The organism is Bacillus sp. AF23 (assembly GCF_020861455.1).
Lineage (GTDB): Bacteria > Bacillota > Bacilli > Bacillales > Bacillaceae > Bacillus > Bacillus halotolerans.
This window is the reverse complement of record NZ_JAJHVY010000030.1, coordinates 222,714-237,402: the sequence shown is the minus strand read 5'-3', so window position 1 is coordinate 237,402 and position 14,689 is coordinate 222,714. Positions and strand designations below refer to the sequence as shown.

Below are 14,689 nucleotides of genomic sequence, written 5' to 3'. Positions count from 1 at the left end.
GAAAGGAACATAAAAGTGGAAAATGCGTCAATTTTAATCGTAGACGATGAGAAAGCGATTGTGGATATGATCAAACGCGTTCTCGAAAAAGAAGGTTATCGACATATACTGGATGCGGCAAGTGCAGAGGAAGCCATTCCGGTTGTCAAGACAAATAAGGTTGATTTAATCGTATTGGATGTCATGATGGGCGGAATGACCGGTTTTGAGGCGTGCACATTAATCAGGGAGTATTCAGACGCCCCGATTTTTTTCCTGACGGCGAGATCATCGGACGCTGACAAATTATCGGGTTTTGCGGTCGGAGCTGATGATTATATTACAAAACCATTTAATCCGCTGGAATTAGCCGCGCGGATCAGAGCGCATTTAAAGCGTACGTATCAGTCGAATGCAGCTGAATCAAACAAAACCTATACATATGATTACTTTACATTTTCTCCGCAAAATGCCGAGCTGATTGTGGGCGGGGAAACTGTAGCCTGTTCGGCTCAGCTTTTGCAGCTGCTTCAGTATTTTTGCGAACATCCCAATGTGGTGCTTTCTAAAGATCAAATTTATGAAAAAGTATGGGGCTATCCTTCGTACGGAGATAACAATACCGTCATGGTTCATATCCGTAAGCTCCGGGAAAAAATTGAGCGTGACCCGAGCAATCCGGAATATATCGTAACCGTTCGCGGTCTCGGATACCGTTTTATCCCGAGTCCAGAAGGAAACGGAAAGCGCCCATGAGGTTAAGGTGGAAGTTTCTGTTTCACTTTTTCGGGCAGATGCTGATTGTTATCCTTCTTCTTTCGATCATGCTTGTGGCTTCCTTTTTCTATTTAGACGCGCGATTCAGCGATGCGGAATCCAATTCAGGGCTGACAAAGGCAACGACTGACACGCTTGAGGCGTATCTCGATGTAAACGAAGACGGGTCATGGGAAGTGGACGATTTTCTGAAGAAATCTGTTGATAAACAGCACGGCTGGATGCAAATCATTGATTCTAATGGGAAAACGGATTATTCCTACAGCGTGCCGAAAGACGTGCCCGGCACCTACACCAAGAAGGAGCTTTTGTCTATTTATAAAAGCAAGAAGCTTGATAACTATAAGCTGAATTATTGGGCAATCAATATTGAAGACAAGTCGTACCTCCTCTTGTTCGGCTGGAAATCAAAGAGCGAACAGCTGCTGACTTCCATTGAAAGCCGTGAACCCTCCATCGACTCTTTGTCACAATATAAGTCCAGTACAATTGACTATATTAAGCGTGAAAAAGGAGCCGTGTATCTGTTAGACAGAAACGGGAACATACTCGACAGCATTAACAGCAAGAAAAGCGAAAGAAAAACGATGAACCAGCTGGAGCTTCTCAAATACAGCTCTAAACCATGGAACTATAAACGGGAGATTTCTGTTAAATTCCTCGATCAAAACAGGTGGATGGTCGCTTCGGTGCCAAACCCTGTCTATATTACTGACCAGGAGTTTAATAAATCGTTTCTGAGGGTTGTCCTGAAAGCAATGTTTCTGATTATGGGCGTTCTGATTCTTTATATATTCTGGATGACTGCCTGGTATATGTTCAGATTCGGCTTGCCGATTTTTCATACAATCAAATGGCTTGTCAATCTATCAAAAGGGAAGCTTGAAGAACCGAAAAACCGTAAAGGGCGCCCTGTCAGTAAAAACAAAAAGGGAAAAATCAAACAGCCGTACCGCTTCTTCGGTGAGATATTTGAATCTATGGATCAGCTGACTGAAACGCTGAGACAGGATAAGACAAACAGAGAAAAAATCCAGGCGACACGGGAAGAATGGATCGCCGGTTTGTCTCATGATTTAAAAACACCCCTCAGCAGCATTTACGGTTATAGCATGATGCTTGAATCGAAGCAATACGACTGGTCTCCTGAGGAAGTGAAAGAAATGGGACAGGTTGTCAGAGAGAAATCGGAATACATGTCAAAGCTGATCGAGGACTTAAATTTAACGTATCGTCTGAAAAATGATGCTCTGCCGATGGAGAGAAAGCTCACGAACCTCATTCCGTTTTTTAAAAATGTCATTGAGGACTTCAAGAAAAATCCGTTTTCTGAAGGATATGATATTTCATTTGTATCAAGAGAAGAGCATATTGAATTTGCGCTGGATGAAGCCTGGTTCAGACGCATTCTGGAAAATCTGCTCGGAAATGCTGTGAAGCACAACGATAAAGGAACAGCGATCCAGGTGGTTCTTGAACAGACAAAAAATCATATTTCATTGAAGGTCAAAGACAATGGAAAAGGAATGGACGAGGAAACGATTACCCATTTATTTAACCGTTATTACAGAGGAACCAATACGAAAGATCCGGCTGCCGGGACGGGGCTTGGACTGGCGATTGCCAAAGAGCTGGTGCACCTGCATAACGGAACGATTCACGTCAACAGCAGGATCAATATTGGCTCCGTCATTACCATCCTTTTCAAAAAAGAATAAGGCGTGTGGTTTGGACACCTCTTTGCCGGGAATAACAATATATAGACTGAAGCTAAAGAGGTGTTACACATGGATGCAATATTAGAAGCAGACACTAGGGCAGTAATCGGTGAAGGTCCGTTATGGGATGAAGAAAACGGCCGTCTATACTGGGTTGATATTTTAGGAAGCGAGCTCCATATTTTCGATCCTAAAGAAAAAATCAATCGTTCGGTCAAATTTACATCCTTTGTGACGGCGCTTGCGAAATATTCAAAGGATGAGCTGATCATGACGATGAAAGACGGTTTTTACCTGTATCATCTTCATGATGACAGTCTTGAAAAAATCAAACAGCCGAAGGATATGCATGAGAGCCTTCGGTTTAACGACGCCAAATGTGATCCGTACGGAAGGCTTTGGGCAGGAACGACGAGCATGGAAGGCGAACAAAAACAAGCCTCGCTTTACCGTTTGGACACAGATGGCAGCCTTGTCAAAATGAAAGATCAAGTTTCAACCTCGAACGGTTTGGATTGGGATCGCGAACGCAGCCTGATGTACTACATTGACACGCCGACGCAGGAGATTGTGTGCTATCAATACGATCCCGAAAGCGGAAACGTCTCAAACCCAGAAACCGTCTATCGTTTTGAAAAATCGGATGGACTGCCGGATGGCATGACAATTGATCAAAACGGCATGCTGTGGGTGGCGCTGTTTGGCGGGAGCCGTGTGGTTCACATTGATCCTTTTCAGAAAAAAGAAATTGATTCAATAAGTGTTCCGGCCAAATATGTCACGTGCTGTGCGTTCGGCGGCCAGGACATGAGAACCCTTTACATCACAACAGCTACTGAACAAATGACAGAAACAGAAAGATATGAACAGCCTCATGCGGGCGGATTGTTTTCAGCCCAACTTGAAACGGGCGGATACCAGCCGGTTCCATTCGCTGGGGAGTTATAAAAAAAACGCATCCGAAAACGGATGCGTTTTTGTATTTAAAGTGAACGGATAATTCCGCCTTCCACACGCTGTGCCGTGCCGTTAATGGCAGATGCAGCGTCAGATGCGAGGAATACAATTGTGCTCGCGACTTCTTCGGCTGTTGCGTATCTTTGAATGAGTGAAGTCGGCTCATTCACTTTGAAATAGTCTTTCACAAATGTATCTGTATCCTGGCCGGCTGCCTTTGCGGCGCCCTCCATATAGGAAGCAACGCCTTCTGTCCAAGTAGGTCCCGGGAGCACTGAATTAACCGTAACCTTTGTGCCCTTCGTCATTTCAGCCATTCCTCTGGACAGGCTGATCAGCGCTGTTTTGGTCATTGAATAAGGAATCATAGTCGGAAGCGGTTTGACGCCTGCTTCACTTGCGATATTCAAGATGCGGCCGCTGTTTTTGACAAGCATCTTTGGAAGGAAGTGACGGCTTGTCCGAACAGCGCTCATCACGTTTACTTCAAAATATTGATTCCATTCTTCATCCGTTACCTCGGCGAAATCCTTCACTTCAAAGAAACCGAGATTGTTGACAAGAACATCTATATCACCGATCTGCTTCACTTTTTCAAGAAAAGCTGCTGCTTCATCCGGTTTTGATAAGTCAGCGGCTGCTCCATGCACCGTTCCATATGAAGAAAGCTCTTCAACCGTGCGATCGACTGTCTCTTGTTTTCGGCCATTGACTATAACGGCTGCCCCTTCTTGCAAAAAGCTTTTCGCTGCGGCTTTCCCGATGCCGGAAGTTGAGCCTGTGATTAAGACAAGCTTGTCTTTAAGCTGTAAGTCCATAAGAATCATTCCTTTTTTATTGATCATGCTACTTAGTATACAAGATGAAATTTAGTGTTTACGAGAATTTTGCTTCCATACATGCAGCGGCGGAAAAGTCATTCATACTGCATATACAAGCCTGTCAGCCATATAGTATAATAACTCCGAAAAAGGATACGAATGTCAAACAGGTGCCGGTACGTGAAAATAGCCGGCTTAATAGGGAAACCGGTAAAAGCCGGTGCGGTCCCGCCACTGTAATTGGCCTTTGCGCCAAAAGCCAGGATACCTGCCTGTTTGATAAACACGAAGTCTGCGAGGACAGATGATGTGTAAACAATAGGCTTTTTTGTTGTTTACAGCGTCTTTACCATCGTAGAGATGCTTTTTTAGTTCATTTAGGAGGAAAGGGTATGAAAAAATTAGCCGGAATATGGACGGCGCTACTGCTGACCGCCATTATGATTTCAGGCTGCGGCAATGCGGCAGGTGAGAAGGATTCCAATGCGAAGCAAAAGACAGCTGCGTCTGAAGCGTTCCCTGTAACAATTGATGATGCGTCAAACCAGGATGTTACCATCAAAAAGGAGCCGAAAAAAATTGTTTCGTTAATGCCGAGCAACACGGAAATTACATATGCTCTCGGACTCGGTGACAAAGTGGTCGGCGTCACCACAAACGATACATATCCAAAGGAAGTCAAACAGGTTGAGAAGGTTGGGGATATGAATGTAAACGTCGAGAAAGTCATTTCTCTTAAACCTGATCTCGTTCTCGCTCATGAATCTTCCATGTCAGCTTCAGCAGATGCCATCAAGCAGCTGAAGGACGCTGGCATTGCTGTGCTGACTGTCAATGATGCACAATCATTCGCAGAGGTATACAAATCAATCGAAATGATCGGTGAAGCTGCCGGAGCTGAGAAAAAAGCGGGCCAACTGGTCAACAGCATGAAATCAGACCTGCAGGAGATTAAAGAAAAAGCGAAATCCATTTCAAAAGACGAGGAAAAAAGCGTCTTTATTGAGGTTTCGCCTGATCCTGACATTTACACAACCGGAAAAGACACGTTTATGAATGAAATGCTGAATGTCATCCATGCTAAAAACGCTGCAGCGGATCAAAAAGGCTGGGTGCAAATGACAGACGAGGCCATCGTAAAGCTGAATCCAGACGCCATTGTCACAACGGACGGTGTAAAAGCGGATGCGGTGGAAAAACGCGATGGCTGGAGCGGAATCAATGCTGTGAAACATCATCGCGTTTATGATGTTGATCCTGATCTCGTCACACGTTCAGGTCCGCGTCTGATCGAAGGGGTCGAAGAACTTGCGGAAAGCATCTACCCGGATACGTTTAAAGAATAATCGTTTTGCTGCTTATAGCATCAGTTTCTTATTTTTAGCTGCCAGTATCATATTGGGCATTTCCTGCGGCAGTCTGCCAATTCCGATATCCGCCATCTTTCATATCTTTTGGCATGAAGGTTTTGGCGGCTCTGCCGGCTCCTATGATCCAATGTATACAAATATTATGATGAATATCAGACTGCCGAGAGTCTTGCTGGCCGCCCTTGTGGGGGCGGCTCTTTCTATCGCAGGGGCTGCTTTTCAGGGACTTTTAAAAAATCCGCTCGCTGATCCGTATACGCTCGGTGTTTCGTCCGGTGCTTCCGTCGGGGCGGTTTCAACCTTATTTTTTGGACTGCAGTTCCCCGTCATCGGAGGCTTTACACTGCCGGTTGTAAGTGTAGCTGCAGCGCTTGTCACGATTGTGGCTGTTCTTTCGTTCAGCCGCCTCGTTCACGCTTCGATGTCTGTCTCTACGCTTATTCTGACCGGTGTCATCATCAATTCATTTTTGGGCGCATTTATTTCTCTCATCATTGCTCTGACAGGTGATAATTTGCTGCCGATTGTGCATTGGCTGCTTGGCAGCGTCTCGATGAGAGGCTGGAGCTACGTTGCCCTGTTTCTCCCGTTTTTTCTTTTAGGAACCGTGATCCTGATCATAAACGGAAGAGAACTCAACGTGATGACCTATGGAGAGGAGAAAGCAAGGCTTCTCGGGGTCAGCGTCCAGCACAGAAAAATGCTGATTTTAATTGCAGGGTCACTGCTGACAGGCAGCGCTGTGGCTGTATCCGGCACCATTGGCTTTGTCGGGCTTGTGATTCCGCATATCACAAGATTGCTGTGGGGAACGGATCACCGGCATTTATTGCCGCTGTCTGCCTTGCTTGGCGCGGGATTTCTCGTTTTGGCCGATCTGCTTTCGAGAACAATGATTGAACCGGTTGAACTGCCGATCGGCATTATTACAGCCTTAGCGGGAGCTCCTGTTTTCGCTCTGATTTTAATTCGGCAGCATCGCGGGGGGAGAAGCTTATGATCAAGGCAGAGGGGCTGTCGGGAGGTTACGGAGGCAGCCGGCTGATTAAAAATATCAGTTTAACAGTGAAGAAGGGAGAATTTCTTGGCATTCTCGGACCGAACGGGAGCGGAAAAACAACACTGCTTCACTTGCTGACAGGAACACTTCCGGCAATAGAAGGCTCCGTTTGTCTGGCTGGCAAACCACTCACTGAATATAAACCGAAGAAACTGGCGCAAATGATGGCAGTTCTGCCGCAAAAAACAGAGCAAGCCTTTAGCTTCACTGTCAAAGAAACCGTATCCTTCGGCAGATATCCATTTCAAAAAGGGCTGTTCAGCCAGCAGACTGAAGAGGATGAAGCCATTATTCGGAATGCGATGGAACAAACAGGGGTACTCGCTTTCGCTGAGAAATCGATTCGTGATCTAAGCGGGGGCGAACAGCAGCGGGTTTATTTGGCTCAAGCACTGGCGCAGCAGCCGCGTATTTTATTTTTAGACGAACCGACTAATTTTCTGGATTTGGCCTATCAAAAAGAACTGCTCGATCTTATCAAGCGCCTGACGAGAGAAAATGGGCTGACTGCTGTCAGTGTTTTTCACGATCTGAACACCGCTAGCCTGTACTGTGATGAAATCGTCTTTATAAAAAACGGAACAGCCGGACCTAAGCAAAAACCGGAAACCGCCATCACAGAAGAGCACATTCAGGCGTTGTATAACACGAAAGTCAGCACTTTCATCCATCATCAATTGCCTAAACCGCTTATTGCAATTCAGCCTGAAAACAGCGACCTAAAGCAGCCGGCGATTCCGTTTGAAACTTTGCTGCAAGTGCGGCGCGACGAGATCCTCTTGCAAACGGAAATCCCGCTCCGCACGCTGGCTTCTGCTCCTGTCGGTTCAGGCTTTTCTTGGAACCGGACGTTTCTCCATAAACGGCTGCCTGCCCAGTCTGATCAAAAAGAGGAGCTTTCAGCCTATTTATCTGAAAACGGCTTTTATCCGCAGGAAACCTGTGCGATGGCCTCCTCCGGCAGACTTGACCGGCTTGTGTGCCGTACGTTTGAAGACGAAGAGCTGTCCGTTTGTATTTGTGTCATGTCCGGCTTTTCGATATGGATTTTGATCAACGGCTTTGCGACAGACCAATTCTTTGTCAGGGCTGTCATGGGGGCGGAAGCCGAGCGGATGAAAGTGCTGGGCGGTGAACAGGATGAACATGGAGAAATCCTCGTTGCAGCGACACAAACTGAAGAGATATCTTCAGAAACCATAGAAAAACGGCTGAATCAATTGATTAGTTTTGGGACTGCTGAATGTGTGCGGGAGGCTGCGGACCTGCTTGAATAAGTCTGTAAAGGAGACAGATATGATGAAACTATATACAAAAACAGGCGATAACGGGCAAACAAGTTTAATCGGAGGCAGAACAGACAAGGACAGCCTCCGAGTAGAAAGCTACGGCACGATTGATGAGCTGAACAGTTTTGTCGGACTGGCTTTGGCTGAGCTTTCCGGGAAGCGCGGCTTTGAGGATCTAACGGCCGAGCTGCTCAACATTCAGCACGAGCTCTTTGACTGCGGGGGCGATCTGGCAATCATCACAGAAAAAAGAGACTATAAATTGAAGGAAGAATCCGTCTCCTTTTTAGAAATGCGCATTGACGCCTATACAGAAGAGGCACCTGACCTAAAGAGATTTATTCTTCCGGGCGGATCAAAGGCCGCTTCGCTTCTCCATGTGGCGCGCACCATTACAAGGCGGGCGGAACGCCAAGTGGTGGCGCTGATGAAAACGGAAGAGATCCATGAAATGGTGCTCCGTTATCTCAATCGATTGTCCGACTATTTCTTTGCCGCAGCACGGGCTGTCAACGTGAGAAGCGGTATTGACGATGTGGAGTATGAAAGAAGCGCTATTGTGTTTCGCGATCGAAACAGCAGCGGATCATAAAAAACATTATTGAAAAGCTGGCATTCTCAGTACATGCCGGCTTTTTATTTTTTTTCATTTTGTCAATTTCCCTTTTTACGACAAAAAATGAACCTTATGAATTATTGACTGAAAAATGGAAAAATGAGATATTGTAACAAATTGATGTAAAAAATAGGCAGTGGGGGGGGCTCTGATAGATGGTGAGACTCATTGAAAGTGATAGCGTCTGGAAGAGAAATTTTAACTTTCTTTTTTTCTCAAGAATAGTCAAGATTTCCGGCGATATGTTCGCATTTAATTCGATATTATGGTTTTTGATTTTTGACGGTGAAGGTGCGATCGGAACTGCTTTATTGATTGCTGTCACCTTTTTGCCGGAAGCCGTTTTAGCACCTGTGACGGGTCCTTTCATGAAGCAGAATACATTGAAATTCTGGATGTACTTTTCAGACCTGACAAGAGCCGCGGTTGTTTTAATCATTCCGATCTGCCATTTCGGCGGATTCTCTCCGCTGTGGTTTGTTATGACTCTTATGATTGTGCATTCAGCTACTGGCGCTGCCTACAATCCTGCTTCCATAGCTTTAATCCCTCAAATTGTAGATGAAAAGGGCATTCAAAAAGCAAATGCTGTGCTGCAGTCGTCCGCCCAAATTGTCCGGCTTGGAGCTGTGACACTATGCGGCGCTCTCCTTACGTTTATCAGTCCTTCATATACAATGCTTATGGCTCTCGTACTTTATCTTATTTCTGGTTTTCTTGTTCTCTTTATCAAATACACTGCTGTTGAAACAAAATCGGAATCAGCGGCCGTTGCACAGAGAGGTACATATTTTGGCAGACTGAAACGCGGTTTTGTCCTTGTCAGAAAACACCAAATCTTATATCCGCTCGCTATCTATTGTATTTTTATGAATTTCGCGGCAGCCCCTTGGGAAGCGCTCTCCGCTGTGTATGTTGCGGAGGATTTAAACGGACAGCCGATTGTATATTCGCTATTAAAAGCCACCACCGCAATAGGCGCGTTTTTATTGGGATTTGTACTGACAAAAGTAAAAGTAAACAAGTACGGACTGCTTTTCGTAACGGCAGGCATTATTGAAGGGTTCGCATTCTTTATTACAGGAATGAATACCTTTTTGCCGCTCGTCTTTTTCGCCGCCTTTACTTTTGGCGCTGCAGTCAGTGCGATCAATGTTCCCGAGTATACGATTATACAGACATCTGTCGATAGCGAGGACCAGCCGCAAGTTTATGCCGTCATACATATGATCTCAAATATTTCGATTCCGGCCGGCGCTGTCATTTGCGGATATGCCGCAAATGCTTTTGGTTCAGGAAATGTGATCGCTGCCGGGGGAGTTGTGGAAATTATCGCGGGTATCGGAATCCTTCTGTTTACAAAGCTGGCCAAAGCAGAACAATCCGATTTGGTAAAAGAAAGGGAAGCAAGTGTTCATCTGTAAAGGTTTTTGAAGAAGCCATGCCTCGTGCATGGCTTTTTTTATGCCGCTGGGTCCGGTGCTGTCTACGACTCTGGTCTTATCCAAAAATCAATCTCTGATTCGTTTTGCTCATCTGCTGTTTTGTATAAGATGAAGACAAGGAAAACGAAAGGAGGATCTGCATGAAGATCAACAAGAAAACGATAGGCGGATTCTTATTAATTGTATTTGGAATCTCCGTCTTTTTTGGGGGAGGCAGCTTCGGCTTTATCATTCCGCTTGCGATCGGGGGCTTGCTGACATACGCGGGAATCAAAAGATTCGCAGCGGGCAAAACCATCACAGGTATTATCTTGGGCGGAATCGGGGCGATGATGCTCATTTGCTCACTGCCGTTTCTCGTCGGAATTGCACTCGCAGCCGCTATGGTGTATTACGGCTGGAAACTGATGAAAAACGGATCCGCGGAAAGCGATGTGTCAGGCTTTGATCCTGAACCAGCTTCTGCCGGCTACCAGTCTCATTTTGATGACGAGTGGGAAAATTTCTTAAAGAAAAAATAACACATGATATAAGGAGGAATAACGGTATGGTATTAAAAAGAATGAGAGATATGTTTGTTGCGTCAGTTCATGAAGGCTTGGATAAAATGGAGAACCCTAAGGTGATGCTGAATCAATACGTTCGTGATATGGAAAGCGATATTGCAAAAGCAAAACAAACGCTCGTCAAACAGCATACGATTGCCTTTCAATTTAAGAAAAAATATGAAGAAGCAAATGAAGTGGCTGGAAAGCGTAAGAATCAAGCTCAGCTCGCTTTTGATGCCGGTGAAGAAGAGCTTGCGAAAAAAGCGCTGACAGAAATGAAGTATTTAGAGGGAAAGGCAGCAGAGCACAAAGCTTCCTACGAACAGGCAAGCAGCCAGCTGGCTGAGCTGAAAGAACAGCTGGCCACACTTGAAACAAGACTTCAGGACGTAAAGGATAAAAAACAGGCGCTGATTGCCCGGGCAAACGCGGCAAAAGCAAAAGAGCATATGAACGCGACATTCGACAAAATTGACAGTGAAAGCGCGTATCGTGAATTTCTGCGGATTGAAAACCGAATTGAGGAAATGGAAATCCGTGCTGATTATTCGAAATCAGCGGAAGCCGGCACAGAATCGAGCCGAAGTGAATTTGCGGGTGAAGTAGAAGCTGAAATCGAAAAGATGCGGGAACTCTCATTGAAAAAATCAGATCAAACATCACATGCAGCAAATGAATAAGCGGGACAGGGAAGGGTTTTCGTCAAGTCCTTCCCTTCCGCACGTATCAATTCACAGGCTTTTCCTTTATAATAGAATGAATGAGAAGGATGAAAACAAATGAAAAAAATGCTGGGCAAACTGCTGATCATTGCCGGTATTCTTATTTTTTCCGCAGTTGTAATCAAAGACGTGCTTGCTGAAGGTCTTTCATTCATAAACGGCACTGAAGCTGATTCAGCCAGTGCTTCACCGCATGAGATCGAAAGCGTAATCATTGAATCGGATCACAAGAATGTGAAGATCATAGCGGAAGAACGTAATGACATATCAGCAACCATCTCAGGTGACTCCGGGAAATTGTTTGTGGCTGAAAAGAGAAGAAAGCTGGAGCTGACGGCAAAGGAAAAAGAATTTCAATTTTTGAATGGATTTCATCGCTCTTCCCTTGTCGTCCGCATTCCATACACGTACAAAGGCGGGTTGGTTGTGAGAACATCAAGCGGCGACGTGTCTGTAGCCGGAAACAAACATCTCGCGCTTTCCGAGCTGAACGCAGCATCTGCAAGCGGAAATATGGACGTAACGGGTATCCGCCTTCAGGAGCTGAAGGTGAAGGGCTCTTCCGGGGATGTGTCGATATCAAATACAGACGCTAAAACAGCCGGCATCCGCTTAACTTCAGGCGACGCAAACTTGGACGGTGTTTCAGGCTCACTTGATGTACGGATGACATCAGGAAACTTTCGCGCGGATTTAGAAAAGGTAGCAGGCTCTTCAGCTGTCACATTAACGAGCGGTGATGTGAATCTGGAGCTTCCCGAAAACGGCAGTTTCAAAGTCAATGCGGCTTCAGAGAGCGGAAGCGTCAGTTCGGCGTATCCATTTGCTGATACAGCACATAAAGATCATCATCAAATCACAGGCTCACATGGAAGCGGCCAGCATCTAGTCGATATTAAAACAGACAGCGGGGATGTAGCGATACAGTAGCATCTGGCAGAAGAAAGGAGGCGGAACAACCAGAATGACAAAAAAACAGCTTCTTGGACTTATGATTGCTTTATTTGGCATCAGTATGTTTTTGCAAATTATCGGAATAGGCGATCTGCTGTTTTGGCCGCTCTTTTTTCTGATTGCCGGCTATTTTTTAAAAAAGTACTCCCGTGACTGGCTTGGGTCCGTCATGTATATCTTTGCCGCTTTCTTATTTTTGAAAAATCTGTTCAGCATCACCTTTAACTTATTTGGCTACGCGTTTGCCGCATTTTTAATCTACGCAGGCTACCGGCTTGTGAAAGGAAAGCCAATTTTTGAACCGAATGAGAAGCCTATCGACTTAACGAAAAAAGAAAAACAGTCCGAGCCTCCTAAAGATGTGAAACACCCTGACATGCGAAGCTTTTTTATCGGCGAGCTGCTGATGATGAAGCAGCCGTTTGATCTGAATGATTTAAATGTATCGGGTTTTATCGGCGATGTGAAAATCGACTTGTCAAAAGCGATGATTCCGGAGGGAGAGAGCACGATTGTCATCAGCGGAGTGATCGGAAACGTTGATATTTATGTTCCATCAGACCTTGAAGTGGCTGTCAGCTCGTCCGTTTTTATCGGCGACATTAATCTGATCGGCTCGAAGAAAAGCGGATTAGGCACAAAGGTATACGCCGCGTCTTCTGATTTCAGCGAGTCCAAACGCCGGGTAAAAGTATCCGTCTCCCTATTTATCGGTGATGTGGATGTGAAATACGTATGAGAAAAAAACTGCTTGCCAGTCTCCAGTGGCGCGCCATTCGCATGACAACGGGAATCAGTCTGCTCCTTTTTGTCTGCTTGATTTCTTTTATGATGGTTTACTATCGGCTCGATCCGTTTGTGCTGCTGTCGTCAAGCTGGTTCGGGATTCCATTTATCCTGATTTTGGTGCTGGTCAGCCTTACGATCGGTTTTGCGTCAGGCTACATGTACGGCAACCGGCTGAAAACAAGGGTCGATACATTGATCGAATCGATTTTAACATTTGAAAACGGTAACTTCGCTTATCGAATACCGCCGCTCGGGGACGATGAAATCGGGCTTGCAGCCGATCAGCTGAATGAAATGGCGAAGCGGGTTGAACTTCAAGTCGCTTCCCTGCAAAAGCTTTCAAATGAACGGGCTGAATGGCAGGTGCAAATGAAGAAATCGGTCATTACAGAAGAACGCCAGCGATTGGCAAGAGACCTGCACGATGCTGTCAGCCAGCAGCTCTTTGCGATATCCATGATGACCTCCGCTGTATTAGAACACGTAAAAGATACGGATGATAAAACTGTGAAACGGATCAAGATGGTAGAGCACATGGCGGGAGAAGCCCAAAATGAAATGAGGGCGCTGCTGCTCCATTTAAGGCCAGTGACGCTCGAAGGGAAAGGGCTGAAGGAGGGTCTCACGGAGCTTTTGGACGAGTTCCGGAAAAAACAGCCGCTTGATATCGAGTGGGACATTCAGGATACACCGATTTCCAAAGGAGTAGAGGATCATTTATTCAGGATCGTACAGGAGGCTCTTTCGAATGTATTCAGGCATTCAAAAGCCTCAAAAGTATCCGTAATCCTCGGCGCAAAGAATAATCAGCTGCGGCTGAAGGTTATTGATAACGGAAAAGGATTCAAGATGGACCAGGTAAAAGCGTCATCCTACGGCTTGAATTCGATGAAAGAACGTGCAAGCGAAATCGGCGGAGTCGCCGAGGTGATCTCGGTTGAAGGAAAAGGCACACAAATCGAAGTAAAGGTCCCGATTTTCCCGGAAGAAAAAGGAGAGAACGAACGTGATTCGAGTATTGTTGATTGATGATCATGAAATGGTCAGAATGGGGCTCGCCGCTTTTTTGGAAGCACAGCCCGATATTGATGTCATCGGCGAAGCATCTGATGGCAGCGAGGGTGTACAGCTTGCTGTTGAATTAAAGCCTGATGTGATTTTAATGGATCTTGTCATGGAAGGCATGGACGGCATTGAAGCGACAAAGCAAATTTGCCAGAAGCTTTCCGATCCGAAAATTATTGTGCTCACAAGCTTCATTGATGATGACAAAGTGTACCCGGTTATTGAAGCGGGAGCGCTCAGCTACTTATTAAAAACGTCAAAAGCGGCCGAAATCGCTGATGCGATCCGTGCCGCAAGCAAGGGAGAGCCAAAGCTTGAATCAAAAGTGGCGGGGAAAGTATTATCCCGGCTGCGCCACTCAGGCGAAAACGCGCTCCCGCATGAATCCCTCACGAAACGGGAGCTTGAGATTCTCTGTCTGATTGCAGAAGGAAAAACAAATAAAGAAATTGGGGAGGAGCTGTTTATCACGATCAAAACAGTCAAAACCCACATCACCAATATTTTATCAAAGCTGGATGTCAGTGACCGGACACAGGCGGCGGTTTACGCACACCGAAATCACCTCGTCAAATAGGC

15 protein-coding genes and 1 riboswitch are annotated in these 14,689 nt (G+C 45.8%); of the genes, 14 read left to right on the top strand and 1 reads right to left on the bottom strand.

What is annotated here, in order from left to right:
* Positions 1 to 15 precede the first annotated feature (15 nt).
* The 3 genes from yvrH to LNN34_RS17000 all read left to right on the top strand — a co-directional run bounded on the left by yvrH (position 16) and on the right by LNN34_RS17000 (position 3,422).
* The gene (gene yvrH / locus LNN34_RS17010; protein ID WP_024122812.1) at positions 16 to 735 is read left to right on the top strand and encodes a two-component system response regulator YvrH; all 720 of its coding nucleotides are present in this window, start codon (positions 16 to 18) and stop codon (positions 733 to 735) included.
* The gene (locus LNN34_RS17005; protein WP_127696482.1) at positions 732 to 2,474 is read left to right on the top strand and encodes a sensor histidine kinase; all 1,743 of its coding nucleotides are present in this window, start codon (positions 732 to 734) and stop codon (positions 2,472 to 2,474) included. The genes yvrH and LNN34_RS17005 overlap by 4 nt, the downstream gene beginning before the upstream one ends.
* Before the next feature lie 69 nt (positions 2,475 to 2,543).
* Positions 2,544 to 3,422, top strand: coding sequence for an SMP-30/gluconolactonase/LRE family protein (locus LNN34_RS17000; RefSeq protein WP_213417946.1), 879 nt, complete (start codon positions 2,544 to 2,546; stop codon positions 3,420 to 3,422).
* Between the two features lie 35 nt (positions 3,423 to 3,457).
* Here the strand turns inward: LNN34_RS17000 and LNN34_RS16995 are convergent, their stop codons facing one another.
* Positions 3,458 to 4,249, bottom strand: a complete 792-nt coding sequence (locus LNN34_RS16995) for an SDR family NAD(P)-dependent oxidoreductase (protein WP_095714050.1) — start codon at positions 4,247 to 4,249, stop codon at positions 3,458 to 3,460.
* 154 nt (positions 4,250 to 4,403) lie between these two features.
* Positions 4,404 to 4,543: riboswitch (cobalamin riboswitch) on the top strand.
* Between the two features lie 101 nt (positions 4,544 to 4,644).
* On the opposite strand from LNN34_RS16995, the gene LNN34_RS16990 reads away from it, so the two are divergent.
* The 11 genes from LNN34_RS16990 (at position 4,645) to liaR (ending at position 14,687) form a co-directional block, all read left to right on the top strand.
* Positions 4,645 to 5,598, top strand: coding sequence for an ABC transporter substrate-binding protein (locus LNN34_RS16990; protein WP_024122808.1), 954 nt, complete (start codon positions 4,645 to 4,647; stop codon positions 5,596 to 5,598).
* A complete protein-coding gene (locus LNN34_RS16985) occupies positions 5,561 to 6,622 on the top strand; it encodes a FecCD family ABC transporter permease (protein WP_095714049.1) in 1,062 nt (353 codons plus the stop codon). Before LNN34_RS16990 ends, LNN34_RS16985 begins: the two co-directional genes overlap by 38 nt.
* Positions 6,619 to 7,959 carry an ATP-binding cassette domain-containing protein gene (locus LNN34_RS16980; protein ID WP_103671339.1) on the top strand — a complete coding sequence of 447 codons (1,341 nt, stop codon included), beginning with the start codon at positions 6,619 to 6,621 and terminating at the stop codon, positions 7,957 to 7,959. Before LNN34_RS16985 ends, LNN34_RS16980 begins: the two co-directional genes overlap by 4 nt.
* A 22-nt stretch (positions 7,960 to 7,981) precedes the next feature.
* Positions 7,982 to 8,563 carry a cob(I)yrinic acid a,c-diamide adenosyltransferase gene (locus LNN34_RS16975; RefSeq protein WP_024122805.1) on the top strand — a complete coding sequence of 194 codons (582 nt, stop codon included), beginning with the start codon at positions 7,982 to 7,984 and terminating at the stop codon, positions 8,561 to 8,563.
* A 179-nt stretch (positions 8,564 to 8,742) separates the two neighbouring features.
* Positions 8,743 to 10,011: an MFS transporter gene (locus tag LNN34_RS16970; protein ID WP_024122804.1), complete on the top strand. Its 1,269-nt coding sequence runs from the start codon at positions 8,743 to 8,745 to the stop codon at positions 10,009 to 10,011.
* 161 nt (positions 10,012 to 10,172) lie between these two features.
* The gene (gene liaI, locus LNN34_RS16965; protein ID WP_059292578.1) at positions 10,173 to 10,553 is read left to right on the top strand and encodes a cell envelope stress-induced membrane anchor protein LiaI; all 381 of its coding nucleotides are present in this window, start codon (positions 10,173 to 10,175) and stop codon (positions 10,551 to 10,553) included.
* A gap of 26 nt (positions 10,554 to 10,579) precedes the next feature.
* On the top strand, positions 10,580 to 11,260 hold the full coding sequence (gene liaH, locus LNN34_RS16960; RefSeq protein WP_059292579.1) for a stress responsive protein LiaH: 681 nt from the start codon (positions 10,580 to 10,582) through the stop codon (positions 11,258 to 11,260).
* Between the two features lie 99 nt (positions 11,261 to 11,359).
* Positions 11,360 to 12,232: a DUF4097 domain-containing protein gene (locus LNN34_RS16955; protein WP_199398161.1), complete on the top strand. Its 873-nt coding sequence runs from the start codon at positions 11,360 to 11,362 to the stop codon at positions 12,230 to 12,232.
* A 34-nt stretch (positions 12,233 to 12,266) separates the two neighbouring features.
* The gene (gene liaF, locus LNN34_RS16950; protein ID WP_044159076.1) at positions 12,267 to 12,995 is read left to right on the top strand and encodes a LiaRS two-component regulatory system accessory protein LiaF; all 729 of its coding nucleotides are present in this window, start codon (positions 12,267 to 12,269) and stop codon (positions 12,993 to 12,995) included.
* Positions 12,992 to 14,074 (top strand): two-component system sensor histidine kinase LiaS, encoded by a 1,083-nt coding sequence (liaS, locus tag LNN34_RS16945; protein ID WP_229043911.1) that lies wholly within the window; start codon positions 12,992 to 12,994, stop codon positions 14,072 to 14,074. The genes liaF and liaS overlap by 4 nt, the downstream gene beginning before the upstream one ends.
* Positions 14,052 to 14,687: a two-component system response regulator LiaR gene (liaR, locus tag LNN34_RS16940; RefSeq protein WP_024122798.1), complete on the top strand. Its 636-nt coding sequence runs from the start codon at positions 14,052 to 14,054 to the stop codon at positions 14,685 to 14,687. Before liaS ends, liaR begins: the two co-directional genes overlap by 23 nt.
* Positions 14,688 to 14,689: the final 2 nt, after the last annotated feature.